Annotated in this window: 16 protein-coding genes and 1 pseudogene; 3 read left to right on the top strand and 14 right to left on the bottom strand. The window is 46.0% G+C overall.

All coding sequences use genetic code 11. From position 1 onward, the window contains the following. Nucleotides 1–42 precede the first annotated feature (42 nt). Nucleotides 43–2,043, top strand: coding sequence for a methyl-accepting chemotaxis protein (locus tag DVO77_RS04290; protein WP_110456418.1), 2,001 nt, complete (start codon nt 43–45; stop codon nt 2,041–2,043). Nucleotides 2,044–2,784: 741 nt separating this feature from the next. Here DVO77_RS04290 and cydX read toward each other — a convergent pair. The 4 genes from cydX to purL all read right to left on the bottom strand — a co-directional run bounded on the left by cydX (nt 2,785) and on the right by purL (nt 10,748). Then, nucleotides 2,785–2,901, bottom strand: coding sequence for a cytochrome bd-I oxidase subunit CydX (gene cydX / locus DVO77_RS04285; RefSeq protein ID WP_110456419.1), 117 nt, complete (start codon nt 2,899–2,901; stop codon nt 2,785–2,787). A 12-nt stretch (nt 2,902–2,913) separates the two neighbouring features. After that, nucleotides 2,914–4,053, bottom strand: a complete 1,140-nt coding sequence (cydB, locus tag DVO77_RS04280; protein WP_110456420.1) for a cytochrome d ubiquinol oxidase subunit II — start codon at nt 4,051–4,053, stop codon at nt 2,914–2,916. Nucleotides 4,054–4,068: 15 nt separating this feature from the next. Next, nucleotides 4,069–5,625 (bottom strand): cytochrome ubiquinol oxidase subunit I, encoded by a 1,557-nt coding sequence (locus DVO77_RS04275; protein WP_110456421.1) that lies wholly within the window; start codon nt 5,623–5,625, stop codon nt 4,069–4,071. Between the two features lie 1,241 nt (nt 5,626–6,866). After that, a complete protein-coding gene (gene purL, locus DVO77_RS04270; protein ID WP_119977456.1) occupies nt 6,867–10,748 on the bottom strand; it encodes a phosphoribosylformylglycinamidine synthase in 3,882 nt (1,293 codons plus the stop codon). 608 nt (nt 10,749–11,356) lie between these two features. On the opposite strand from purL, the gene mltF reads away from it, so the two are divergent. Next, complete coding sequence (gene mltF / locus DVO77_RS04265; RefSeq protein WP_119977455.1) at nt 11,357–12,811, top strand: membrane-bound lytic murein transglycosylase MltF; 1,455 nt, start codon at nt 11,357–11,359, stop codon at nt 12,809–12,811. A 227-nt stretch (nt 12,812–13,038) separates the two neighbouring features. Here the strand turns inward: mltF and tadA are convergent, their stop codons facing one another. From tadA to guaB, 6 genes and pseudogenes are all read right to left on the bottom strand, one after another. After that, nucleotides 13,039–13,557: a tRNA adenosine(34) deaminase TadA gene (tadA, locus tag DVO77_RS04260; RefSeq protein ID WP_373317380.1), complete on the bottom strand. Its 519-nt coding sequence runs from the start codon at nt 13,555–13,557 to the stop codon at nt 13,039–13,041. Nucleotides 13,558–13,652: 95 nt separating this feature from the next. Then, a complete protein-coding gene (locus DVO77_RS19350; protein WP_259650880.1) occupies nt 13,653–13,787 on the bottom strand; it encodes a hypothetical protein in 135 nt (44 codons plus the stop codon). Between the two features lie 175 nt (nt 13,788–13,962). Then, nucleotides 13,963–15,000, bottom strand: a complete 1,038-nt coding sequence (locus DVO77_RS04255; protein ID WP_119977453.1) for a class I SAM-dependent methyltransferase — start codon at nt 14,998–15,000, stop codon at nt 13,963–13,965. Between the two features lie 52 nt (nt 15,001–15,052). Then, nucleotides 15,053–16,230 (bottom strand): annotated as a pseudogene (locus DVO77_RS04250) (IS3 family transposase). Between the two features lie 648 nt (nt 16,231–16,878). Further along, nucleotides 16,879–18,456, bottom strand: coding sequence for a glutamine-hydrolyzing GMP synthase (gene guaA, locus DVO77_RS04245; protein ID WP_110456425.1), 1,578 nt, complete (start codon nt 18,454–18,456; stop codon nt 16,879–16,881). 104 nt (nt 18,457–18,560) lie between these two features. After that, nucleotides 18,561–20,027, bottom strand: a complete 1,467-nt coding sequence (gene guaB, locus DVO77_RS04240; RefSeq protein ID WP_110456426.1) for an IMP dehydrogenase — start codon at nt 20,025–20,027, stop codon at nt 18,561–18,563. Between the two features lie 119 nt (nt 20,028–20,146). Between guaB and xseA the strand changes: the two genes are divergently transcribed. Continuing rightward, the gene (xseA, locus tag DVO77_RS04235) at nt 20,147–21,475 is read left to right on the top strand and encodes an exodeoxyribonuclease VII large subunit (RefSeq protein WP_119977452.1); all 1,329 of its coding nucleotides are present in this window, start codon (nt 20,147–20,149) and stop codon (nt 21,473–21,475) included. A 676-nt stretch (nt 21,476–22,151) separates the two neighbouring features. On the opposite strand, the gene DVO77_RS04230 is transcribed toward xseA, so the two are convergent. The 4 genes from DVO77_RS04230 to cysP all read right to left on the bottom strand — a co-directional run bounded on the left by DVO77_RS04230 (nt 22,152) and on the right by cysP (nt 26,083). Further along, a complete protein-coding gene (locus DVO77_RS04230) occupies nt 22,152–23,282 on the bottom strand; it encodes a sulfate/molybdate ABC transporter ATP-binding protein (protein WP_119977451.1) in 1,131 nt (376 codons plus the stop codon). Then, complete coding sequence (cysW, locus tag DVO77_RS04225) at nt 23,279–24,139, bottom strand: sulfate ABC transporter permease subunit CysW (RefSeq protein WP_110456429.1); 861 nt, start codon at nt 24,137–24,139, stop codon at nt 23,279–23,281. Before cysW ends, DVO77_RS04230 begins: the two co-directional genes overlap by 4 nt. Nucleotides 24,140–24,145: 6 nt before the next feature. After that, nucleotides 24,146–24,997, bottom strand: coding sequence for a sulfate/thiosulfate ABC transporter permease CysT (gene cysT / locus DVO77_RS04220; protein ID WP_119977450.1), 852 nt, complete (start codon nt 24,995–24,997; stop codon nt 24,146–24,148). Between the two features lie 81 nt (nt 24,998–25,078). After that, nucleotides 25,079–26,083, bottom strand: a complete 1,005-nt coding sequence (gene cysP, locus DVO77_RS04215) for a thiosulfate ABC transporter substrate-binding protein CysP (RefSeq protein WP_119977449.1) — start codon at nt 26,081–26,083, stop codon at nt 25,079–25,081. Between the last annotated feature and the right edge of the window lie 93 nt (nt 26,084–26,176).

The following is a 26,176-nucleotide window of genomic DNA, read 5'->3' as shown; positions in this document are numbered from 1 at the left end:
TATATAATTATCACACAATTATAAACAGGCATGGATAGACGGATGAATTACAAACATTGGCCAGTCGCGAAGCAGATAGGCGTGCTCGCCTTTATACTCACTATCATAGTATTTAGTATTATTAGCAGTGTTTCCTATATCACAGCCAGTAACGTGCTTGAACAAAAAGGCATTAGCGCCATGAAGGCGCAAATGAACAGCACCGCCGACCTTATCGAGCTGCAATATAGCAGCTTATTATCACTAGCTCGTCGCAACGCCGATATCTTGCGTACCATGTATCCGGGGCAATTTTATAAACCCGATAAAACCGTCAAGGTACTGGGTACTTCTACGCCGGCATTAGCGCATGAACGCGAACAAATTAATGCCTCAAGGAGTAAGGTGGATCGTTACTCGAAACTCACGGGCGGCAATGCCACTATATTTGTGCGTGACGGCGATGATTTTATCCGTATTTCAACCTCATTGAAAAAAGCCGATGGTCAACGCGCTTTAGGCACTTATCTGGGTACGACGCACCCTGGATACGCCGCGATCATCAAAGGCGAAGAGTATGAAGGTTACGCCAAGCTGTTTGGTAAGGATTACATGACAGTTTATCGGCCAATAACTGGGCCCGCTGGCGATATCATAGGTATCCTTTATATCGGCTTCGATATCACCGACTCCCTGTCAGTACTGCGCCAGTCGATGAATAAACTCAAGCTAGAAGAGTCGGGCTATTTCACCCTACTGCGAAATAGCGATAACATGATTATCTCACAGCCAAACCAAAAGGCGGACACACCGCTCACTGACAGCATGTTAGACGGCATAAGTCTTGAGCAAGCCAAGCAAGATAAAAGTGAGCATGAGTATCTCAATAGCCAAAATGAAGCCATGTATGCTTATTCACTCAATATTCCAGGCTGGCAATGGACCCTACTGGGGCAAACCAAAATGCGCGAGCTCAATGAAGAAAGCCTAACTTTATTGGCTATCAATGCGGCAGTAGCATTGTTCGGTATTCTGTTTATTACCCTGCTCCTCTCTTTAGTGTTGTTTAAAACCCTTAAGCCATTAGGCGTGCTGCAACACCAACTCACCCAACTGGGTGAAGGCGACTTGTCACAGCAATTTGCCACGGTATCAAGCGACAGTGATAACGAGGTAGATAAAATTACCATCAGCGCGCACCAAATGGCGACTAGCCTCAGAAGCCTAATTGATGCACTACAAACCTCGGTTAATACCTTAGAAACTCAAGCTGAAACCGCCCAAGAAACTGCTCGACTCAACGGTGAAGAGTCGCAAGCATTGATGGCACAAACCGATCAAATTGCCACCGCTATTGAAGAGATGTCGACCTCTATCCGTGATGTGGCCAGCCATGCTGGTGAAGGAGCGAATCGCAGTCAGCAAGTTGACAGTGCATCGCGTGATGGCCATCAACAGCTAGGTATGGTCGTGCAAGGATTAAACACCTTAAGCGAGCAACTCAATACGAGTCACATCAGTGTCGAAAACGTCAGTAAAGAAAGTGAAGCGATTAGTAAAGTGACCGAAGTGATCAACAGCATCGCTGAACAGACCAACCTGTTGGCACTCAATGCCGCCATTGAAGCCGCCCGCGCGGGAGAACAAGGACGCGGGTTTGCCGTGGTCGCCGATGAAGTTCGTACCTTAGCCCAGCGCACTCAGTCTTCAATTTCTGAAATAAGCCAGACCATTACTCAACTACAATCACAGGTCAAGGTTACCGCCCAGCAAATGGGGCAAAGCCAACAACTGGGCACAGAGTCCGCCAATCAGGGCCAAGAGGTTGCATCGCAGCTCAATCAAATCACCACCAGTATCGGTGAGCTAGCCATCACCTCAAGCAGCATTGCCAGTGCAACAGAGCAACAAAGCGCAGTGGCCGATGAGATAACCCGTAACTTGCATCAAATCACTGAACTGGCTCGCGAGGGTGAACTGCGCGCCAATGAAACCCTTGATGCCGCAGAAGGTTTATCGACTCTCGCCCATGAGATAAAACAGAAGATCAGCATCTTTAAATAACCTTCCGAAAAACCACCTGGCCATCGACATAATCAATGGCCTGGTGGCTCTGATATCGACTAGCCCAACCTCATTGCCCCATCTAAGTTTTCTATATCAAAGCATTATCTAAGAGCCATTATCTAAGCCATCCATTTTAGATCCCCACCTAAGCTATCGGTCTTAGAACACTAGCTAAGCCATAGATCTAGCTAAGCCATAGATCTAGCTAAGCCCTAGATCTAAGTGTTCTGTAGCATTGGCAAGCGACTTCGACACCCAATAGCCCCATCAGCCAAGCGCCGCCCACAGCGATAGACACAGCCAACGCCCTCTCGTCCTGTGTATATGCTAGCAAAACTACGGTACCTCTTCGCTCAATTAACGTGTGCAAGACCAACACAGGAAGCTCATGCCACAGGCCATTAGAACTGGCCTTAACATCACGATAATGGCTATCTATCAATAACATGACAGTGAGAGCAAATGGATAAATACAATATAAACTCAATCACTTGAGCTATTGAAAGTTTAGGTAGCAGAGTAACCCAGTCGCTTACGCCTTAATGAACTAACTCACCGAAACTAAGTCACCGAAACTAAGTCACCGAAACTAAGTTGATGAGGTTAATGAGTTGCATGACCAGCACTTAGCGATCTATCACCCAATAAAAAACCCCGTATCTACCAAAGTAAAGTACGGGGTTTAGAGATAACGCGACCAGCCATATTTAGGCAGCGACGCTTATCTTAGCGACGAGATTAATCTTGTTTATCTGCGTCTCTGTCCATGTTTTCAGTATTTTCTAACCACAAGGCGTTGATAATACCGAAAGAACACGCCAGCAAAATGCCTAAAATCCAAGCAAAGTACCACATAATGTCGGCTCCTTAGTAAAGTGACGTCTTGTTATCTTCGATGTAGCTACGACTTAAGCGGCCAAACATCTTCCAGTAAGTCCAAATAGTGTAACTCAGTACTATCGGCACAAAGATAGCGGCGGCCCATGTCATCACGCTTAATGCAAAATGACTTGCAGTCGCATCCCACATAGTTAAGCTCACATTGGGCTCAAGTGATGATGGCATAACAAATGGGAACATAGCAGCGCCACAGGTCAAAATAACCATAGCAACGGCAACAGAGCTGAACAAGAACGCAAAACCTGAGCGGTTAAAACGACTTGCTAACAAGGCCAGTAATGGCATTGCTATCCCCAAGATTGGGAACAACATAGTCACAGGGTACTTATCATAGTTCGCTAACCAGGCTCCAGCCTCAACAGCAACCGTTTTCAAGGTTGGGTTTGACACACCATGGGTATCGAGTGCAGAGGTGATCACATAGCCGTCAATCCCATTGGCTAACCAGACACCAGCAAGAGTAAACAGAACGGCCAATAACAGTGCAAACACTTGAGTGGCTTTCGCAGCGCGAACTCGCAGCTCACCTTCAGTCTTCATCTGCAACCAAGCGGCACCTTGCATCATGAACATTGCTACACTCACCAAGCCCGCTAACAAGCCAAATGGGTTAAGCAGACCAAACAAGCCACCATGATAAGTTGCACGTAGGAACTCATCAAAGTTAAAGGGGACACCTTGTAACAAGTTACCAAATGCCACACCAATGATCAGCGGCGGGACAAAGCCACCGGCAAACAATGCCCAGTCCCAGCTCTTACGCCATCTTGGATCTTCAATTTTCGAACGATAATCGAAACCCACCGGACGCATAAACAGGGCAAACAGCACCAACATCATCGCCACATAAAAGCCCGAGAAGGATACCGCGTACACCATAGGCCAAGCGGCAAATAGCGCACCTGCTCCGGTGATTAACCATACTTGGTTACCATCCCAATGGGGGGCAATCGAGTTAATCATGATACGGCGCTCGGTATCATCTTTGCCTATAATAGGCAGTAATGCCCCCACCCCCATATCGAAACCATCGGTGACGGCAAATCCGATGAATAGCACACCAATCAGTGCCCACCAGATAAATCTTAATATCTCATAATCAAACATAATCAGATCTCCGGCTTAAGCATCTAGTTGTTCAAAGTGATAACGACCCGTTTTCAGGCTGCTAGGGCCTTTACGAGCAAACTTAATCATTAAGAACAGCTCGATAACTAACAACACTGAATAGAACAAGGTAATTGAAATGATACTGAACCACAGATCGCTGACATTTAGGCTCGATGCCGACATGAAGGTAGGCAAGACCTCTGAAATGGTCCAAGGCTGACGACCGTACTCGGCGACAAACCAACCACACTCAATCGCGATCCAAGGTAGCGGTAAGCTGTATAGCGCAGCTTTAAGCACCCATGGCTTCTCTTCGATTTGGTGGCGCGTGCTTTGCCAGAAGGCGGCAGCAAACACAAATAGCATGATCACACCAAGACCAACCATTACGCGGAAGCTCCAAAACATCGGCGCGACCGATGGGATAGAATCTTTCGCTGCAGCTTGAATTTGCTCTTCGGTAGCATCAACCACATTGTCAGTGTAACGCTTAAGCAGTAAGCCATAGCCTAAGTCTACTTTAGCCTCTTCAAAAGCGGCTCGCAGCTCAGGGGTTTCGTTACCCGCACGTAACTCCATTAGCATGGTATAGGCTTTCATACCGTTACGAATACGCACTTCGTGTTCGGCAATCAAGTCACGAATACCAGTCACCTCTTCATCGAGAGAGCGCGTTGCAATAATCCCCATCGCATAAGGAATTTTAATCGCATAATCGGTCTGCATGGTTTCTTGATTTGGGAAACCTACAGCAGTAAATGCAGCAGGAGCTGGCTCAGTGTGCCATTCGGCTTCAATCGCAGCTAATTTAACGCGTTGAACTTCGCCGACCTTATAGCCCGATTCGTCGCCTAATACGATAACCGACAAAATAGAGGCCATACCGAAACTCGCTGCAATCGCGAATGAACGACGTGCAAAAGGCAGATCTCGCTTTTTCAAGATGTAGTAAGCACTGATCGACAACACAAACATCGCACCCGCCACATAACCTGACGCCACAGTATGAACAAACTTCACCTGTGCTACAGGGTTAAACACCACCTCGGCAAAGCTCGTCATCTCCATGCGCATGGTTTCATAGTTAAATACACTACCGACTGGGTTTTGCATCCAACCGTTAGCCACTAGAATCCACAAGGCTGACATGTTTGAGCCCAGCGCCACTAACCAAGTAACAGCTAAGTGTTGACGCTTACTAAAACGATCCCAACCAAAGAAGAACATACCGACCAGTGTTGATTCGAGGAAGAACGCCATCAAACCTTCAATCGCCAGCGGTGCGCCAAAAATATCACCCACATAGTGCGAGTAATACGACCAGTTAGTTCCGAATTGGAACTCCATTGCCAACCCGGTGGCAACACCGAGGGCAAAGTTAATACCAAACAGCTTACCCCAGAACTTGGTCATATCTTTATAGATCTGCTTATTGGTCATCACATAAAGTGATTCCATAATGGCTAGCAAGAACGCTAACCCCAAGGTCAAAGGAACAAACAGGAAGTGATACATAGCTGTCAGCGCAAACTGCAAGCGCGAGAGCTCAACAACCTCTTCAACAATCATCGGTGACTCCTTAGGTGGTGCGAACATTATTACGATGAGATCCCCATCCACCGTAAAATGCCTTTTTTAGGAACTTTATTGTTCAAAGTGATTTGTATATGTCGCCATATACCAAACCGCCAAATTTTTACTTTTCAATCAAATTGAATGAAACAGTGTCTCAAAAGACGTTTTCAGCATTAAACTGAGACGTGCCCCACAATACGGTAAATTTTGTGAGCTGCGACTCCCTAAAATTAACAGCGAAACAATTAAATTTAATTTTTTCAGAAACTTACAACAGGGCATCGCAAGTATACCGTAGGTATTTTATACCATTATGAATTGATTCAAATCAATCAATCACGCCAGCAATACTGGGTTTTGCGGCGGACGACACACTTCACCCTCCAACGCCATTGCCAAAATATAAAAAACATGCTAGGCGGCCACCCTTCACAATAAAAAGTCATTGTTTTAGCAGCCAACCTACCCATAACGCATAAAACAACCATTTAACAACACTTAACATTTAAAGCATTAATCTCGCTAACCAAAAACATCGAGCTGAAATAAATAAATCTACATTAAAACAGGAGCTTGAGGTAGACACACAGTTTAATAAGTAGTCAGTCACATTTTTATTAATTAGATTTATTAATGATTAATATCAATTTTAATCGTTTGTCCTTAATGAAGGCTATCGTTAATATACTGTCTTGTAGATGAGCCGATTAGGGCACTCCGGTGAAGCCGCCCGGTAAAGCCCAGCTCCACTCACACCATCAACCACTATGTAGAGATATCAAAATGAAAAGCTTATTTGACCGTTTAGTAAACAGCTATAAGCGTATTTTTGTTGAGTTATATAAAGCTAATGCTCGTTAATACGCTGTTTAGCAAGAGTTTTAGTTAGAGTTTTGTTAGCGCAGAACCGCCATCATCTCGGTAACGGGGTGGTGGCGCTTTCATATCTAGAGCCTAATTTGCCATAATCACATTACAGTTTAGCACTTACTGATATACCTACTGAAAGTTAATCGCCGCGGTTTAAAAAATACCGCATAACCCTAAGTTTAAGTATATAAAGATAAAAATAGCGGATAGATAAGCTTTTATCGCTGTTTAGCACAAGATGATATAACTGCTAACCTATAACTCTATGTATTAATTGTCATTTATGTTTGCAGCGAATGATGAATAAAAAAGGCCTCGAAATTTCGAGGCCTTTTTTGTCACTAAACAAGCACTAACAGTTCATGTTAACCTAATTTAGCTCTGGCATTTCTAAACATTCTCATCCAAGGGCTATCTTCACCCCATTCATCAGGATGCCATGAATTTGCCACGGTTCTAAACACTCGCTCAGGGTGTGGCATCATGATAGTTACGCGGCCATCAGTGCTACAGATCCCTGTTAAAGCGTTAGGAGACCCATTGGGGTTTTCTGGATACTGAGTGGCAATCTGCCCATGGCCGTCAACAAAACGTAGGGCGATGGTGCCAGAAGCTTCCGCTGCAGCTAGGGCAGCAGGCGAAGCAAACTCGGCGCGACCTTCTCCATGGGATACGGCAATCGGCATACGCGATCCTTGCATCCCCTCAAAGAACAACGACGGGCTCTGCTGCACTTCAACCAAACTAAAGCGAGCTTCAAAACGCTCAGAACGGTTACGCACAAAGTGCGGCCAGTGCTCAGTACCTGGAATGATATCTTTTAAGTTAGATAACATCTGACAACCGTTACAGACGCCAAGTGCAAAGCTATCTTGACGCTCAAAGAAACGGCTAAACTGCTCACGCGCGCGGGCATTAAACAGAATCGATTTAGCCCAACCTTCACCTGCGCCCAATACGTCACCGTATGAGAAGCCACCACAAGCCGCTAGGCCTTGGAACTCTTCAAGGCCAATTCGACCTGACAAGATATCCGACATATGCACGTCACGGCTTTCGAAACCGGCTCTATCAAACGCGGCCGCCATCTCTAGGTGTGAGTTAACGCCCTGCTCACGCAAGATCGCCATCTTAGGCGCAGCGCCTTTAAGAATATAAGGTGCTGCGATATCTTCGCTTGGATTAAAGGTCAGATCCACGGTCAAACCCGGAGCATCGGCCACTTGCTTAAGCTCGAACTCTTCTAGGGCGCATTCAGGGTTGTCACGCAAAGCTTGCATGCGATAGGTGGTTTCAGCCCAGATAGTTCTCAGCTCGGTGCGCGACTCACGTAATACTTCACTCGCGCCGTCACAAATAACAATATCATCACCAGCCACAGGTTTAGCGACGCTGACACACGCCACGCCAGCAGCCTGATACTGCGCCTTAATGGCACTGGCATCAGATGCACTCACTTGAATAACGGCGCCCAGCTCTTCGTTAAACAAACGCTCAACGTGAGTTCCGCTCAAGGCCTCAAGATTAACCTCAAGTCCAGTATTACCCGCAAACGCCATCTCGACTAAGGTCGTCAATAACCCACCATCGCTGCGGTCGTGATAGGCAATAATCGCTTTTTCTGCAACCAGTTTTTGGGTCACTTCGAAGAAACCACGCAGCAGCGCAGCATCATTGAGATCCGGCGCCACATCACCAAGCTGGCTATAGACTTGCGCTAAGCAAGATCCACCCAGACGCTGATTTCCGGCACTCAAATCCACCAGCAGTAACTCGGTCTCACCTTTATCGCTGCGCAGCTCAGGCGTTACCGTGTTACGAATATCTTGTACGACACCAAAGGCGGTGATCACCAGTGACATCGGCGAGGTTACCGCTTTATCGACGCCATCATCTTGCCAAGCGGTCTTCATCGACATAGAGTCTTTGCCGACCGGAATGGTTAAATCAAGCTCAGGACACAGCTGCTCACCCACGGCCTTAACCGCTTCGTAAAGGCCTGCATCCTCACCAGGATGACCGGCAGCCGACATCCAGTTAGCCGACAGTTTAATGCGCTTGAACGAGCCAATATCGGTACCGGCAATGTTCATAATAGACTCGGCCACAGCCATGCGAGCCGAAGCGCCAAAGTCTAATAAGGCCAGCGGCGTGCGCTCACCAATCGACATGGCTTCACCGGCGTAAGTGTCGAAACTCGACGCTGTCACCGCACAATCAGCCACGGGTACCTGCCAAGGCCCCACCATCTGATCGCGATTCACTAAACCAGTAACAGTGCGGTCGCCTATGGTAATAAGGAAGGTTTTTTCCGCCACTGTGGGTAAACGTAGTACACGTTGCACCGCCTCTTTCAAATCGATAGCACCCTGATCTAACGCTGGAGACTGCGCTTTTTGTGATACCACATCGCGGCTCATTTTAGGCGCTTTACCTAGCAATACATCTAAAGGTAAGTCGATAGGCATATTGTCAAAGTGGCTGTCAGACAGCGATAAATGCCGCTCCTGTGTCGCCTCACCGACCACGGCAAATGGCGCGCGTTCACGCTCACAAATCGCGGTAAATACCGCTAGATTTTCGGGCGCAACTGACATCACATAACGCTCTTGCGACTCGTTGCACCAGATCTCTAATGGGCTCATGCCGGGTTCATCAGATGGCACATTACGCAGTTCAAATTTACCGCCGCGCTCACCATCGTTAACTAGCTCAGGGAAAGCGTTAGATAAACCACCAGCGCCGACATCGTGAATAAACTGAATCGGATTGTCATCACCCATCTGCCAGCAGCGATCGATCACCTCTTGGCAACGACGCTCCATCTCTGGGTTTTCACGCTGCACAGAAGCAAAGTCTAAGTCTTCGCTAGACTGACCCGAGGCCATAGATGATGCCGCGCCGCCGCCCAAACCGATATTCATCGCTGGGCCACCTAACACAATCAGCTTGGCACCAACGGTTATTTCACCTTTTTGTACATGTTCTTCGCGGATATTACCCAAACCACCCGCCAGCATAATGGGCTTATGGTAACCACGCACCTCAACACCATTATGGCTAGAGACTTGCTGTTCATAGGTGCGGAAGTAACCCACTAATGCCGGGCGACCGAATTCGTTATTGAAGGCCGCTCCACCTAATGGGCCTTCGGTCATGATATCGAGCGCGGTGACGATGCGATCCGGCTTACCATAATCACCTTCCCAAGGTTGCACGAAACCTGGGATCTTAAGGTTAGAAACACTAAAACCGGTTAAGCCCGCTTTAGGCTTAGAGCCGCGGCCAGTGGCACCTTCGTCACGAATTTCACCGCCCGAGCCAGTTGCCGCACCTGGGTATGGACTAATCGCCGTGGGGTGATTGTGGGTTTCCACCTTCATCAACACATGCATAGGTTCTGTATGGTAGGCATACACCCCATTTTGCTCAGGGAAGAAACGCCCAGCCACCGAACCTTCCATCACGGCGGCGTTATCTTTATAGGCGGACAACACATGATCAGGCGTCTTTTCGAAGGTGTTTTTAATCATTTTGAACAGCGATTTAGGCTGAACTTCGCCGTCGATAGTCCAATCGGCATTAAAGATTTTATGTCGGCAGTGCTCAGAGTTCGCTTGTGCAAACATCATCAGCTCAACGTCATTTGGATTACGATTAAGACGGACAAAGTTGTCGACTAAGTAATCTATCTCATCGGCCGCTAGCGCGAGCCCTAGCTCGATATTGGCTTGCTCGAGCGCGCGTTTGCCCTCACCGAGAATATTCACACTGGTGACTTTGGCAGGCGCGGTGCGGGCAAACAAGCTAGCTGCTTGCTCAAAATCAGTGAGCATCACTTCGACCATGCGGTCATGTAATAGTTGGTTTAACTGCTTTTGCTGCTCATCGTTAAGGTTATCGCCTTGGACGTAATAGGCTATACCACGCTCTAAACGTTTAACTTTGTGTAAACCACAATTGTGTGCGATGTCTGTGGCTTTTGATGACCATGGAGAGATGGTGCCTGGACGGGGAGTAACAAAGTAGAGGGTACCTTGTGGAGCGTGTGCTTCGATAGCGGGTCCATAGGTCAGTAACTTGGCTAGCTGTTGGGTTTCGCTAGCATCTAGCGTAGCGGTTAAATCGGCTAAATGTACAAACTCGGCGTAGATATTGTTAATGGGCAAAGCTGCATTATCACAAGCTTCCATTAATTTTTGCACTCTAAACGCTGATAATGCAGGGGCTCCGCGGATGATCTCCATCACGTCTTTTCACCTTATTAATTATAATTGCAGGGTCAGATCTGGCGCTATTATAGGGAAATACGGTGCACAAATCATCAGGCTTATAGCGTCAAAAGCCTGTTTCATTAAGTTTATTAGCCCTGTAATGCGAAAACTGCATTACGTGATAAAAAAACTGACTTGAAAATAGAAAATATCACCATACTTAGGGGGGGGAATAGGGCAATATGCCGGCAGTAAAATAATGCACCACCATTGGAGAGTGAACTGGAATCACCCAATTAATCAGCCATATACCAGTAAAAACTTGGCTGTTATTGAGTTTTATATCCTTATGATATAATTAACACCCTGTTCGCTTTCAAACATATGATTACCGCGTATTGCAATGCTGTTATACCAGTCATTACGCAGTAACAAGGGCAATTGAGGGCGCTTCTCAATAGGCTTATTGCTCAGTGACGCGCAGTGGGTTTATTCATTGGCACTATCACACTGACATCACAGCGCATCACAAGATTTGACCTAGCACTCGACCCATTGAGATTGACGACATACCATCTCAACCAATAAACAGGCTCTAGGGATAATCCTATGACAAACAACATGATTTACGGGGGACATTAATGCGACATCTTTTGTTGATTCTTTGCTGCTTGCTATTACTGACTGCCTGTCAGCCAAGCGCTGTGGACGCAACAAAAGTGCCTACGCCAGTGGAAGTAAAAACCCAACTCAATGTTGGCACCCTTTATGGCGCGCAGGTCTATGTGACCACGGGCCAAGGCACCGCAGGCTTTGATTACGAGATGGCTGAGCGCTTTGCCGAGCACTTAGGCTTAACCCTTAATATGCGACCTTACGCAACCATTGCCGAACTCTATGATGCATTGCAACAAGGAGAGGTGGATCTCATTGCGGCCGGTTTGAGCGATACTCAGCAGCGCCGCGAGCGCTTTAGGATCGGACCGCCGCTATATTATGTCAATCAAGTTTTGGTGTTTAAACAAGGGGAAAGGTACCCAGCGGATATCAGTCAGCTTGATGACAATATCAATGTGATTGCCGATTCATCGTTTATTGAAACCTTAGCCAACTTACAAAAACTCTACCCCGAGTTGATCTGGAATCAACATAACGATAAGGACAGCGAAGAGCTGTTGGCTATGATAGCTCGCGATGAAATTCGCTACACGATTGCCGACTCGACAACGTTCGAGATCAATCGTCGCTATATGCCAGAACTCAGGGCTGGCCCTGTGCTGCTGGAGGAGCAAGCCGTCGTCTGGCTGCTGCCGCCCAATAATAGTGATCGGCTAATGAGCCAGCTGTTGAGCTTTTGGCATGAACAACAACGCCTTGGCACCCTAGATCATTTAAATGAAAAGTATTTTGCGCACGTTAAACGATTCGATTATGTCGATACCCGCGCTTTTTTACGCGCCATCGACACAAAATTGCCTAAGTACCAGAAACAATTTCAACAATACGCAGGCAATATCGATTGGCGTAAACTGGCAGCAACGGCTTACCAAGAGTCGCACTGGAATCCCAATGCTCGCTCTCCTACAGGCGTGCGCGGGTTAATGATGCTTACCCTGCCGACGGCTAAACAGGTTGGGATCAGCAATCGCTTAGACCCAGAGCAAAGTATTAAAGGCGGCGCTAAATACCTTAACGATATTCTGGAGCGACTCCCCGAGTCTATACCGGAAAATCAACGTATGTGGTTTGCCCTTGCCTCTTATAATATTGGCTATGGGCATGTGGAGGATGCACGTAAATTAGCCGAGTCAATGGGGCTCAATCCCAGTGCTTGGCGCGATGTGAAACAAGTGCTTCCCTTGTTGCAAAAACGCAAATATTATAAGCAGACACGCTATGGTTATGCTCGTGGTAGCGAGGCTGTCCATTATGTTGATAATATCCGTCGTTACTATGATACGTTGGTGTGGATAGACAATCAGAACCAGCAACTCCAAGATAGCTTTGAGGATAATCTTCAGCAGACAGCCGACAAGACCGAGGTCGAAACAGAGCCCGAGACACCCCAAAGCTTAGGTGCCGCTCCAGCGCAATAAGTAAGGGTCATAATGCTGTCATAAAAGCGTGTCATCATCGGCAGCAAAGGCTGCGTTCAGCATCAAAAGGAGCTTAACGGTGAAAAGAAAATCTCTAAATAACTTAACGTCTCGACGTCGAACACAGATAAAAGTTAAACATCAAAAAACGCTCAATCGTCAAAAGAAGTTTTTTACTTTTATCAGACAAAACAGCGAAACCTGTATCGATTAACACCAACAAGGGCTTACTCAGTAAGCCCTTGTTGTTTTAAAGCCTGCTTTATCGCCTTTTTCTCTTGTCTGCGACGACGAAAAAAAGCACTCAACTGGGTCGCGCATTCATCGGCTAACACCCCAGAGGTGACCTCCAACTGATGATTAAACGCACTAAAACGCAGTAAATCCAACACGCTACCCGCTGCCCCAGTTTTAGGATCGGCCGCGCCAAATACCACACGCGACACCCTGGCATGCACCATCGCCGCGGCGCACATGGCACAAGGCTCTAACGTCACATACAAAGTAGTATCGAGCAAACGGTAATTTTCAATCACCTGACCCGCAGCGCGAATGCACAGCATTTCTGCATGGGCGCTGGCATCATGCTGACCGATATTAAGATTAAACCCTTCTGCAAGGATCTTGCCCTCTTTCACCAACAGCGCCCCCACAGGCACCTCCCCCGCCGCTTCGGCCTTTGCGGCTAACGCCAGCGCATGGCGCATAAACTGAATATCTTGCTCTTGTTGCTCGTCTTTCACTATCTGAGACAAGTGACGTTCTCCCCAAACACAGCCCAATGCCAATAGTTTATCCCAAAGTGACACATGATGGTTGCAGCTTATTATCTGCAAGCCAATTAACTCACGTTAATCGCCATCACATTGACATAAATTCCTAATCGATACGCTAGATAATCAACGAGGTGAGCATCGGCGACCGCTAACCACGCCGATACAGATTGACCACACGGCGCCCATAAAAAAAGGGGCATATTGCTATGCCCCTCTGTTTAATTGAATGCAGGAAGGTTATCCCCACCAGATAACAGCATCGACATAATTCATTGATTCCCTTTCTCTATTTACAACAACTTACTTCATCAGCAAGGGGGAAGTTACTACTAAAAACCAATGTTATGAATTCATTAACAAAAGCGAATGTGACTTTCAAACACCCGAGTTTTTAACAGCAACAACGTGGATTTCTGAACAAGAATGGTTGGAGTCCAATATATGTTGAATAGCATCTATCTTAGAACCGAAGCCTTTATACACGTAATCAACCATTTTTTGAGATACACCATTCGATTGAAGATTAACCGTTAAGTTCCTATACAAGTCCATAATATCAGTGCCAAATCTCCATTCACCTATCGAAGATACATCCATAATTTTATTCATCTCAATAATTGATTCTTCAGTGAAGAGATGGGTATGCCCACCAGACAGTTGGCGTGGAAATACATTGGAAAAAACATTTTCTAATGCGACAGATAACGAAAACATAGGAACTGAATAATACAAGTAATTCGAAGCACTCTCTCTAAATGCCTCAAAAAACTTCTGAGGCTCTCTCAAATGCTCAATAACGCCTATAGCGGAAATAACATCTGCATCAGTGTTTTTAATCTCATCAAAAAATGCCACTTCATCAACAGACTTCAATGGAGCGGAATCGCAATGGTGACGAATTTGCGAATTACCAAACTCAACCATTGTTCTGCTCACATCTAGTCCTTCGGCTGACAAATTTCGCAACAGTGACGCAAGTACAAAATAACCACTTCCACACCCAACATCTAGTATCTTATATTTTTTGGGAGGCAACGTGGTTATGAGGAAATCCACTTTAGGCACATAAACCTCTATTGCTCGCTTCTCAAAATTTTCATCTAAGTAGTTGGATGCATATTCCTTACCGTCTTCCGACATATACATTTTTTCAACGAAAGATTGCGTATCATCATAGCTCCCATTTAAGTGATTACATTTTTCACAAAAAATGTATCCAACGCCGTGCGAGGAAAAATCCACATCTCCGACAAGTCTACTTTGGCATATTTTACAACAAGCCCTTTTAGGTTGATTAGCATAAAGTTGATTTTGCTCTATAGCCTTCTTAAGCAGAGGTTCATTGCTTGAGAAAAAATCCTTCTTCGAAGATAGGTAGAATGTCGATGGTTTCGAATATTTTTCAATTGCCACTTTGAATTCCTTAGAGAACACATTGCCGTGTTCAAACGTTGCTCTGTAGTGGTCAAGAAATATTGGCCACAGTCTTAGAGTTTAACCAGAACAATCGTTCTGACTCATTGGGCGTCAGCCCGCCGTTATATTGATGTGGGCGAAGCTGACAATAATATCCAATAATGTATCGTGTAATTTCATTCTGCGCTTCAGTAAAATTACGATACCCTGTAGTTGGTATCCATTCTGTATTAAGGCTCCTAAAAAAGCGTTCCATAGGACTATTATCCCAACAATTCCCACGTCGAGATAAACTTTGTTTGAGCTGGTATCACCATAATAGTTGCCGATATCTTCTGCTTGTATAGTGAGTCCCTTGATCGCTATGGAACATAACATCTTTAGGTTTACCACGACCTTCATAGGCCATCGAAAGCGCTTTGCCAGTTAACCAGCTATCAGGTGATAACGGCATAGGCCAGCCAATGACTTTACGTGCAAATAGACCAATCACAACAGCTAAGTACATCCAGCGGTTACCAGCCCACACGTAGGTGACATCACCAACCCAGACTTCATTCCGAGCGATGACAGCGAATTGTCGACCTAGGTGATTAGAAATTTCAATATGTTCTAATGTAGCTTTTCGGTATCAGTGCTTAGGTACCTGACAGCTAACTATACCAAGCTCTTTCATCAACTTAGTGGCACGATAACGGCTTGGCGAGACACCTTGCTGGCTAACCATATCTGCAATCGTTCTAGCACCTGCCGACCCATTACTTGCAGTGTGTACTTCGCTGACTAGGCTGCGAAGCTTAACCTTATCTGCGTTAATGGTTGTTGGTCTCTTTCTCCAATACTTGTAACTACTACGATGAATACTGAACACTTCGCATAATAACTTTATGCTGTAGCTCTGCCTAAGTTTCTCAATTATTAAGAATTGTTCAGTGAGTCCGACATCAACAGAGCTGTGGCTTTTTTTAATATTTCGTTGTGCTCCTGGAGGCGAGCGAGCTTCTTTTTTAACTCTCGAATTTCAATTTGTTCTGGCGATATAGGTGAGGCTTTAGGTTGCTTACCTTGTCGATCTTCCCTTAATTGTCGAACCCATTTATCCATAGTTGATTTGCCTACATTCATGGCTTGAGAAGCTTCAACAATTGAGTAATTTTGATCTAGCATTAATTGAGCAGATTCAAGTTTGAACTCTGCACTAAAAAGTCTTCTTGTACGTTTTTTTATAGTGTCACCTGTTAACTTATGAGGTGATGATATCACCTCTAACTAGGTCGCCAAATTGACTATGCCACTACAGTTCGAACTCAATGCTTTTAGTGCAAGGCTTGAGCGATGAAGCTTAGCTCGCTAAGTGAAAAACGTATAACGCAACAATAGCTGTATTGAAAAGCACCCGAAGGGCCGAGCTTGTTGGCTATTTTTGCTGTGTTGTAGATATTGGTGAAGAATGCTCAACGTCATCACCTCCGCCTTGCCAAAATAGCCAATAAACAGCGGTAAAAAAACCATGAAAGATCAACAGCCCCCCTGGTTTCTTACACCCTTAACTGTTTCTCAAAGCATATATCTTCCGCTTTATCAATAACTTCGACTCTATATTTAATAGGCAGAGACTTTTCGTCATAACGCTTTTGCTTTCTTTCTGACATATGAAAGCTCCCACACATCAAATCTGTTCTATTTAATGGTAGCTTTGCCACCGCTTATGTCTGTCCCTTCAGAGCTCACAATCTGCGCTTTGTAATAGTTGATGTAATTCCTAACATGGTTTATAAAACTTAAAAAGCCAACTCAATCAACCGTTGGCTTTCGAAATTTCTAGCACCCCACCAAGTCAATACACTAACAAATTAGCAATCTATTCGGCATAAGCTATTCCCACTCGATCGTCGCAGGTGGCTTACCAGAAATATCATAAACCACACGAGAAATACCGTCGATTTCGTTGATAATGCGGTTTGATACGCGACCTAAGAAATCATAAGGTAAGTGCGCCCAATGTGCTGTCATAAAGTCGATAGTCTCAACCGCACGCAGCGATACCACCCAATCATATTTACGACCATCACCCATAACGCCTACAGAGCGTACCGGTAAGAATACGGTAAAGGCTTGGCTGACTTTGTTGTATAGGTCGGCTTTATGCAACTCTTCGATGAAAATCGCATCGGCGCGGCGCAACAGGTCACAGTACTCTTTTTTCACTTCGCCCAGTACACGTACACCAAGACCTGGGCCTGGGAACGGATGACGATACAACATGTTGTAAGGTAGGCCTAATTCGAGACCAATCTTACGTACTTCATCTTTAAACAGCTCACGTAGCGGTTCAACTAAGCCTAGCTCCATATCATCAGGCAAACCGCCAACGTTATGGTGCGACTTGATCACATGTGCCTTACCGGTTGCACTACCGGCTGATTCAATCACATCAGGATAGATGGTGCCTTGTGCTAACCACTTAGCGTTAGAGCATTTTTTCGACTCTTCATCGAAAATATCGACAAACACTTTACCGATAATTTTACGCTTAGCTTCTGGCTCAGCTTCGCTGGCAAGGGCGTCAAGGAAGCGGTTTTCAGCATCGACATGCACGATATTGAGCCCGAAGTGGTCGCCAAACATCTCGAGTACCTGTTCAGCTTCGTTCAAACGCAACAGGCCGTTATCCACAAATACACAGGTCAACTTTTTGCCAATTGCGCGATGCAGCAACATCGCCACAACAGACGAGTCAACACCACCAGAGAGACCTAAGATCACTTCATCGTCGCCAATCTGCTGCTTTAAGCGCTCAACCGCGTCTTCAATAATTGATGACGGTTTCCAGTTAGCTTCACACTGACAAATCTCCAGTGCGAAATGCTCTAGCATGCGCTTACCTTGGCGAGTGTGCGTCACTTCAGGGTGGAACTGCACTCCATAAAATTGCTTGTCCTCATTCGCCATGGCAGCAAATGGACAGGTATCGGTTTTAGCGACTGTGACAAAACCCTCAGGGATTTCAGATACTTTGTCACCATGACTCATCCAAACATCCAGCAGAGCCTTACCAGTATCGCTCACCGCATCTTCGATGCTCTTAAAGAGGTTAGATGGGTTTTGTACCTCGATTTGGGCATAACCAAATTCACCTTCGCCTATGCCTTTAATCACTTTACCACCCAGCTGCTCAGACATGGTTTGCATACCATAGCAAATGCCTAATACCGGCACGCCAGCATTAAACACATATTCAGGCGCTCGTGGTGAGTTAGCTTCGGTGACACTTTCTGGGCCACCCGCCAGGATAATACCGTTAGGGGCAAACTCTTTGATTTGTGCCTCAGACACATCCCAAGCCCAAAGTTCACAATAAACACCGATCTCACGAATACGGCGGGCAATCAATTGAGTGTACTGAGATCCAAAATCTAAAATGAGGATCTTATGATCATGAATATTGCTCATGGTTTACCTTATATCTTTTAAATTTATCGCTTGGCCGAAAAACATCTCGGCAGATCAAATGAACCACCGGCAGAGCATATTGATGCCCTGCCTGAATGCATTTTTTATGAACCACTACGGTAGTTAGGCGCTTCTTTGCTGATGGTCACATCGTGCACATGGGACTCGCCCATACCTGCTGAAGTCACTTTAACAAATTCGGCTTTTTCGCTGAGCTCTTTAATGGTTGGACAACCGGTGAGGCCCATGCATGAACGCAAGCCACCCATGTGTTGATGGATGATCTCTTTCAGCTTACCTTTGTAAGGTACGCGACCTTCAATTCCCTCGGGTACCAGCTTGTCAGCGGCGTTGTCGCTTTGGAAATAACGGTCTGATGAACCTTGTGTCATGGCGCCAAGAGAGCCCATTCCACGGTATGACTTGTACGCACGGCCATTATAAAGTTCGGTTTCACCCGGCGCTTCTTCGGTACCGGCAAACATAGAGCCGGCCATGATGCATGATGCGCCAGCGGCTAAGGCTTTGGCTAAGTCGCCAGAGAAACGAATACCACCATCGGCGATCACAGGAATATCTAAATGCTTAACGGCAGCGGCAGCATCAGATACGGCGGTAATTTGCGGCACACCCACGCCAGTGACGATACGTGTGGTGCAGATAGAGCCTGGACCAATACCTACTTTAACGGCGTTAACACCAGCATCAACCAAGGCCAATGCACCTTCGGCTGTCGCCACATTGCCACCAACAATCTGCAGCTCTGGATATTTGGCTCGGGTATCACGAATACGTTGTAAAACCCCTTCTGAATGACCATGAGATGAGTCAATCAAGAGTACATCGATACCGGCTTTAACCAGCGCATCGACACGCTCTTCATTACCAGGGCCTGCACCTACCGCTGCGCCCACACGTAAACGACCAAACTCATCCTTACAGGCATTGGGTTTACGCTCGGCTTTTTGGAAGTCTTTAACCGTGATCAGGCCTTTCAGTCTAAATTCACTGTCGACCACTAACACTTTCTCAACACGGTGAGCATGCATCAGTTTTTGCACTTCATCGAGCTTAGTGCCTTCAGGAACTGTCACTAAGCGTTCTTTAGGAGTCATCACCTTATCAACGGTGCGGCTCCAGTCTGTGATAAAACGAACGTCACGGCCGGTGATAATACCCACTAACTCGTGCGCATCATTCACCACAGGGTAACCCGCAAAGCCATTCTTTTCGGTTAACACTTTAAGCTGCTCAAGTGTCGTTGTTGGCGTAACCGTCACAGGTTGCTGAACAATACCGGCCTCATAAATCTTAACTTGACGAACTTGCTCGGCTTGCTGTTCGATACTCATATTTTTATGAATAAAGCCCAAACCACCTTCCTGTGCCATCGCAATCGCAAGACGCGCTTCAGTCACGGTATCCATGGCTGCAGAGACTATCGGCACATTAAGTTCAATTTTTTGAGTTAAGCGAGTTTTTAGAATAGCTGTATTAGGGAGTACAGTAGAGTGCGCTGGCACCAGTAGAACATCATCAAAGGTTAGCGCTTCTTTTTTCAATCGTAGCATGGCAACATCTCCCCACGAGGGTTAAATAAGAGGTAAAATATTGCGGCGAGATTATACCTTGCATATTGACCTTGGTAAATGGAAAATAGCAAAAAAGTCGCTTTAGAATGAAAATGCCCATGAAAATGCCGAAAAATAATGTTTACACAGTTTCACGCCTCAACGGTGAAGTGCGGCAACTCCTCGAAGGTGAACTAGGCAAGATATGGCTCGAAGCCGAAATATCTAACTTTTCAGCCCCCAGCTCAGGCCATTGGTATTTAACCTTAAAAGACAATCAGGCGCAGATCCGCTCGGCGATGTTCAAGGGTAAAAACCGCAGCGTCACCTTTCGCCCAGCCAATGGCCAACAAGTGCTGGTCAAAGGCGCCATTAGCGTTTACGAACCTAGAGGCGACTACCAACTTATTATTGACTCTATGCTTCCTGCCGGCGATGGCTTATTAGCCCAGCAGTATGAAGCGTTAAAAATGAAACTGGCTGGCGAAGGACTATTTGCCCTGGACACCAAGCGCCCCCTCCCCAGCTACATTCAGCGCATTGGGGTTATCACCTCACCGACAGGCGCCGCCATAAGGGATGTGCTGCATGTGTTAAAGCGCCGCGATCCGTCCATTGAGGTGATCATCTATCCCAGTGCCGTACAAGGTGAACACGCCGATAAGTCACTGTGCCATGCCATTATGCAGGCCAACGATCGTAATGAAGTTGATGTCCTACTGCTGACTCGCGGCGGTGGCTCATTAGAAGATCTCTGGTGTTTTAACAGCGAAGCCTTAGCTCATACCATCTACAATAGTGCCCTGCCCATCGTCTCCGCCGTGGGTCATGAGGTGGACACCACCATTAGCGACTATGTTGCCGACCTACGAGCACCGACCCCCTCAGCGGCCGCAGAGTTACTGTCAAATGATGCCATAAGTAAAAGCGACAAACTCAACGTCGCCATGAATCGTCTGCGCCAAGGCTGGCAACATTACCGCTTAACCCAGCAGCAACGCTTTAACCAGTTAGAACACAAGTTACATCGCCAAGATCCTAAGCGGCGCTTGCAGCAGTATGAACAACGTTTCGATGAGATGCAGCTAAGGCTCGAGTCTGCCATCAATGCTAGGCTCACAAGCTTCACAATGCACAGCCAAGGGTTGGCCCACCGTTTGGCTCAGCAGTCGCCCCACAACCGCTTACAACTAGAGCAGAGCCGCTTGAATTATCTCAATCAAAAGCTCAATAAAGCACTGCGCACTCAGCTTAGTGATGCCAATAAAGCACTCGCCTATGCCGCCCATCAGCTTGAGACCGTCAGCCCACTGGCCACGTTAAGCCGCGGCTACAGTATTACCCTTGATGCAAAAGGAGGCGTGGTGCACAAGGTGGCCGATGTGAATGCTGGCGATAGGCTAACCACAAAGCTTATTGATGGTGAAGTACACTCGACTGTGGTGTAGTTGACGATATCACTGACCTTCGCGTTAACCTTTAACCTGTGCAATGGCTTGCGGTATGTCTTACAGGTATTTTGATGGGTCGATATGAGTCTGAAATAACACATAAGAGTTATTTCAGACATTTACAGGTGAAGCCGTCTTGATGGTACCAGAGCAAGGTTATAGCATTGCTGATGTGGCAAAGTCACTTGAAGTTGGCACAAGTCTGTTTTAAAAGAGACAAGAAAAACACTAAGCCTTGTAACAAGGTGTCACCTAAGAAGGCCTGAGCGTGATGAACTACATCGATGAAATCGAGAAAACACCCCATTGCCCATAGAGAAAGACTAAAAAGGTAAGTGAAGATTTGCACTTACCAGCCTGTCAGGTCGGTAGCATCTAGGGATGCATTATCGCTTTCACGCAAAGCCGCTTAACATGCATCAAATTACATTATAACGGTATCTGCATACTGTACGAGACATTAACTCCATTGTTAACTTGCCAAGTGATACCGAATTTATTATGAAAAATTCCTGTCATAACGAGGAGTGAGGCAAATTTCACTTAAAAAATGGCAACGTACCTAAGTAATCGCTACCATTTTAATGCGGGCTTAATTCACTCCCCGCGGGACAGATACGCTACCCTATATACTGTTATAAAATAAGGGGTTTTTTCTTATCAATAGTAAAACCTAAATATCGAACATCAAGTGGCCTGGAGCAAGAAATGGCCAGCGTAAAATAATAGGCTCTCCCCTCACACCATCGGCAAAAAAATACCCAACTTGGGGCGTTGCATAAACCTCATCGCCACGGCTAAATGATTGCTCATTTAAAACTTGATGAGTCAATTTCGCTTCCCATAATTCGGTTGTATCCCAGCCAATAGGTGATAACTCCACCCGAACTTCAGCGCCCACAGGATTAATCGCCACCACCTTACAAGGCAGCGAGGCTTGGCTATTGGCTTTTTTCGATAAACTCAATTCATGGCTACGCACATAGAGATAACCATTTTTTTGAGTCGCTTCAGCCACCGGAGGCAGAATAAAGGCGTTGCCATTTTGCCAGTGTTTATTATTCCAATTAGCCTTAAATTGATTAACGTTACCAAAAAAATCAAACACAAAGCGGCTATTAGGGTGGGCATAAAGCTCTACAGGAGAATCCACCTGCTCTATTTTTCCGTTACTCATTACAACCACGCGATCAGAAAGCTCTAATGCTTCATCCTGATCGTGAGTCACAAATACGCTGGTAAAGCCTAATTCATCATGCAGATTACGCAGCCAACGGCGCAAATCTTTACGCACTTTAGCATCCAATGCGCCAAATGGCTCATCGAGCAATAATACTTCTGGTTTAGTTGCCAAAGCACGAGCTAACGCGATACGTTGCTTTTGACCACCAGAAAGCTGCTCTGGATAACGCGCCGCAAGATGACCAAGTTGTACTATCTCTAATAATTGTTTAACACGTTTACTCATTTCAGCGGGGCTGGGACGCAATGCACGCTCCATCACTTGCAAACCAAACGCGACATTATCTGCCACCGTCATATGACGGAATAATGCATAGTTTTGAAATACAAATCCCACACGACGCTCGCGCACATGAACATTAGTCACGTCATGATCACCGAAGTGAATGGTCCCCGTATTGGCATTCTCTAATCCAGCGATAATACGTAATAGCGTGGTTTTACCTGAGCCTGAAGGGCCTAGAAGACCTATCATTTCACCATTGTTGATATCTAAAGAGAGCGGTGAAAGCGCTTCAAATTTACCAAATTGCTTGGAAATATTATCTAAACGGATACTCATAATTCACCTTGTTGATCTTGTTCATTGATATGATTTCGTTCTTGTCGCCATTCAACAAAGGCTTTCAAAATCAGGGTTAATAAGGCGATAAACGCCAATAATGATGCGCTAGCAAAGGCTGCTTCAGATTGATAATCCTCATACAACAACTGAACATGTAAGGGTAAGGTATTGGTTTCACCTCGGATATTTCCAGACACTACGGCAACGGCGCCAAATTCACCCACAGCTCGAGCATTAGTTAAAATGACGCCGTAAATCAAAGCCCATTTGATATTTGGCAGGGTTACGCGGCGAAACAGTTGCCACCATGAAGCGCCAAGAATAACGGCGGCTTCTTCATCAGAGCGACCTTGCTGCTGCATGAGTGGAATAAGTTCTCTCGCCACAAACGGACAGGTCACAAATACCGTCACTAACACGATACCAGGCCAAGCAAACATGACTTGTAGATCATGTTCATATAACCACTCCCCTATCCAGCCATTGCTTCCATACAACAGCAGATACAAAAGGCCAGCAACAACAGGTGATACAGCAAAGGGGATATCAATTAACGTGATCAAAAATTTACGGCCAATAAACTCAAACCGAGTCACAGCCCACGCAAGCATTACCCCGAAAACTAAATTAACCGGTACTGTCAGCAATGCCACGATAAGAGTGAGCCCGATCGCATGCAGGGTATCGGGTTCGCTCAAGTTGTCAAAATAAGTGGCGAGCCCACTCGCAAAAGCTTGCTGAAAAATACTTAATAGCGGAATAATCAAAAGAATCGTGACAAAAAACAATGCTATTGAAATTAAGCTCCATTTGACTAACGGCTGCTCACCAACCCGTGACGGTGTCGACATCATATCCCCTTACTTACCGTGAATTCGGCGTAAATAAGCGCCTTGCCATAAGTTAATGATCAGAAGCAAAGACAGTGAGGTTAAAAGAACCACAGAAGCAATTGCGCTTGCCGCTGGGAAATCAAACTCCTGCAAGCGAACAAATATCATTAATGAGGTTATTTCACTCACATAAGGCATGTTCCCGGCAATAAAAATAACCGCGCCAAATTCGCCTAAGCTCCGGGTAAATGACAGGGCAACACCAACCAATAACGCCGGACGTAATGAAGGCATAATGACTCGCCAGAATACCGCCCAGTCAGATGCGCCTAACGTCATCCCAGCTTCCTCTTCCTCTTGAGAGATTTCTTCTAATACAGGTTGAACGGTGCGAACCACGAAGGGAATGCTAGTAAATGCCATGGCAACGATAATGCCTAATGGCGTGTAAGCCACTTTAATACCGATACTTTCTAATAGGTTTCCAAGCCAACCAGTGCTCGAATAAAGCGTTGCTAGCGTAATACCCGCAACCGCAGTGGGGAGCGCAAATGGCAAATCCACCAAGGCGTCTAAAATCCGCTTACCGGGAAATTGGTATCGAACCAGAATCCAAGCAAGTAATAATCCGAAAACACCATTAAACAAAGAGGCCGCAAATGCCGAGCCAACGGTGACTTTATAACTTGCGACAAGGCGAGGGTCAGAAATGACGTACCAATACTCGCTAAGTGACATTCCCTTGGTTTGCATCACAAGCCCCGTTGCCGGCAGTAGGAGGATCAAGCTGATGAACAGCAAAGAAACCCCCAAACTGATGGCAAAACCTGGAAGTACACGTTGATGTTTTGGGCGAGAAACTGCGTGAGATCCGCTCATAAACCCTCAAATAACTAATCAAAAGTGGATTGTCACCCCCAAATAAAAACGAAGGAGTAACAATATCTTAGACAAAGCAGATTAACGACGTTGCAATTGGTCTAGCTTAGCGCCATTGGCAAATTGCGTTTTCATCGCGTTATCCCAGCCGCCAACAATGTCTTCAACGGTGAGTAACTCTACTTGCGGGAAGCGATCTGCAAACTCAGCTTTTACTTTTTCATCATGGATGCGGTAATTAAAGCCTGCCAACATACGTTGAGCTTCGGCGCTGTATAGGTAAGAAAGGTACTCTGTTGCCACTTCTGTCGTACCGTTGCGTTTTGCGTTACGCTCAACAACAGCGACAGGAAACTCAGCTAGGATAGACGTTTTCGGCACAACCACTTCGTAGTTACCTTCGCCATACTGTTTACGAATATTGTTCACTTCAGACTCAAACGTGATTAAAACATCACCAATCTTACGTTCAACAAATGACGTCGTCGCACCACGGCCGCCGGTATCAAACACGGCTACATTAGCCAGCATCTGCTTTAGGAACTCATCTTGTTTGGCTTCATTATCCTTACCGAACGTTTTCTGTGCGTAACCGAGGGCCGCTAAATATGTGTAGCGAGCATTACCTGATGTTTTCGGGTTAGGGAATACTGAAGCCACGCCTTCACGCGCTAAATCCCCCCAGTCCTGAATATTGTTAGGGTTACCTTTACGAACCAAAAATGCAGTAGTTGAGTAATAAGGCGAGCTCGCATTGGGTAATTTGCTTTGCCAGTCGGCTGGGATCAGTTTGCCTTTATCGTGCAATACCTGTACGTCGGTAATTTGATTAAACGTGACTACGTCTGCAGACAACCCTTGTAGAATTGAACGAGCTTGAGCAGAAGAGCCACCGTGAGATTGTTTAATCTCAATTTTATTACCTGTCTTCTCTTGCCAATGCTTCGCAAAAATCGGGTTATAGGTTGCGAACAGTTCACGAGCAATATCGTAAGAAGAGTTCAGAATAGTTTGCTCTGTAGCTGCTGATGCATTAAATGAACCTGCAATTAACAAGGCTGCAAACGCTGACTTCAATCGTTTCATTATATTCATACTCCTAATTCACTTGCCTAGATGACATGCTTTGTCACAAGAGTATGTGTATCATTTGATTATATCAAACGATACGACTAGAAC

It is taken from the genome of Shewanella algidipiscicola (assembly GCF_003605125.1).
GTDB lineage: Bacteria > Pseudomonadota > Gammaproteobacteria > Enterobacterales > Shewanellaceae > Shewanella > Shewanella algidipiscicola.
The sequence above is the reverse complement of the archived record's forward strand: the minus strand, read 5'-3'. Positions and strand labels throughout refer to the sequence as shown.

Bases quoted from the DNA above. Each gene is read 5' to 3' on its own strand.
- DVO77_RS04290 (WP_110456418.1), top strand. From the start codon at position 43: ATGAATTACAAACATTGGCCAGTCGCGAAGCAGATAGGCGTGCTCGCC.
- cydX (WP_110456419.1), bottom strand. From the start codon at position 2,901: ATGTGGTACTTTGCTTGGATTTTAGGCATTTTGCTGGCGTGTTCTTTC.
- cydB (WP_110456420.1), bottom strand. From the start codon at position 4,053: ATGTTTGATTATGAGATATTAAGATTTATCTGGTGGGCACTGATTGGT.
- DVO77_RS04275 (WP_110456421.1), bottom strand. From the start codon at position 5,625: ATGATTGTTGAAGAGGTTGTTGAGCTCTCGCGCTTGCAGTTTGCGCTG.
- purL (WP_119977456.1), bottom strand. From the start codon at position 10,748: ATGGAGATCATCCGCGGAGCCCCTGCATTATCAGCGTTTAGAGTGCAA.
- mltF (WP_119977455.1), top strand. From the start codon at position 11,357: ATGCGACATCTTTTGTTGATTCTTTGCTGCTTGCTATTACTGACTGCC.
- DVO77_RS19350 (WP_259650880.1), bottom strand. From the start codon at position 13,787: ATGCCCCTTTTTTTATGGGCGCCGTGTGGTCAATCTGTATCGGCGTGG.
- guaA (WP_110456425.1), bottom strand. From the start codon at position 18,456: ATGAGCAATATTCATGATCATAAGATCCTCATTTTAGATTTTGGATCT.
- guaB (WP_110456426.1), bottom strand. From the start codon at position 20,027: ATGCTACGATTGAAAAAAGAAGCGCTAACCTTTGATGATGTTCTACTG.
- xseA (WP_119977452.1), top strand. From the start codon at position 20,147: ATGAAAATGCCGAAAAATAATGTTTACACAGTTTCACGCCTCAACGGT.
- DVO77_RS04230 (WP_119977451.1), bottom strand. From the start codon at position 23,282: ATGAGTATCCGTTTAGATAATATTTCCAAGCAATTTGGTAAATTTGAA.
- cysW (WP_110456429.1), bottom strand. From the start codon at position 24,139: ATGATGTCGACACCGTCACGGGTTGGTGAGCAGCCGTTAGTCAAATGG.
- cysT (WP_119977450.1), bottom strand. From the start codon at position 24,997: ATGAGCGGATCTCACGCAGTTTCTCGCCCAAAACATCAACGTGTACTT.
- cysP (WP_119977449.1), bottom strand. From the start codon at position 26,083: ATGAAACGATTGAAGTCAGCGTTTGCAGCCTTGTTAATTGCAGGTTCA.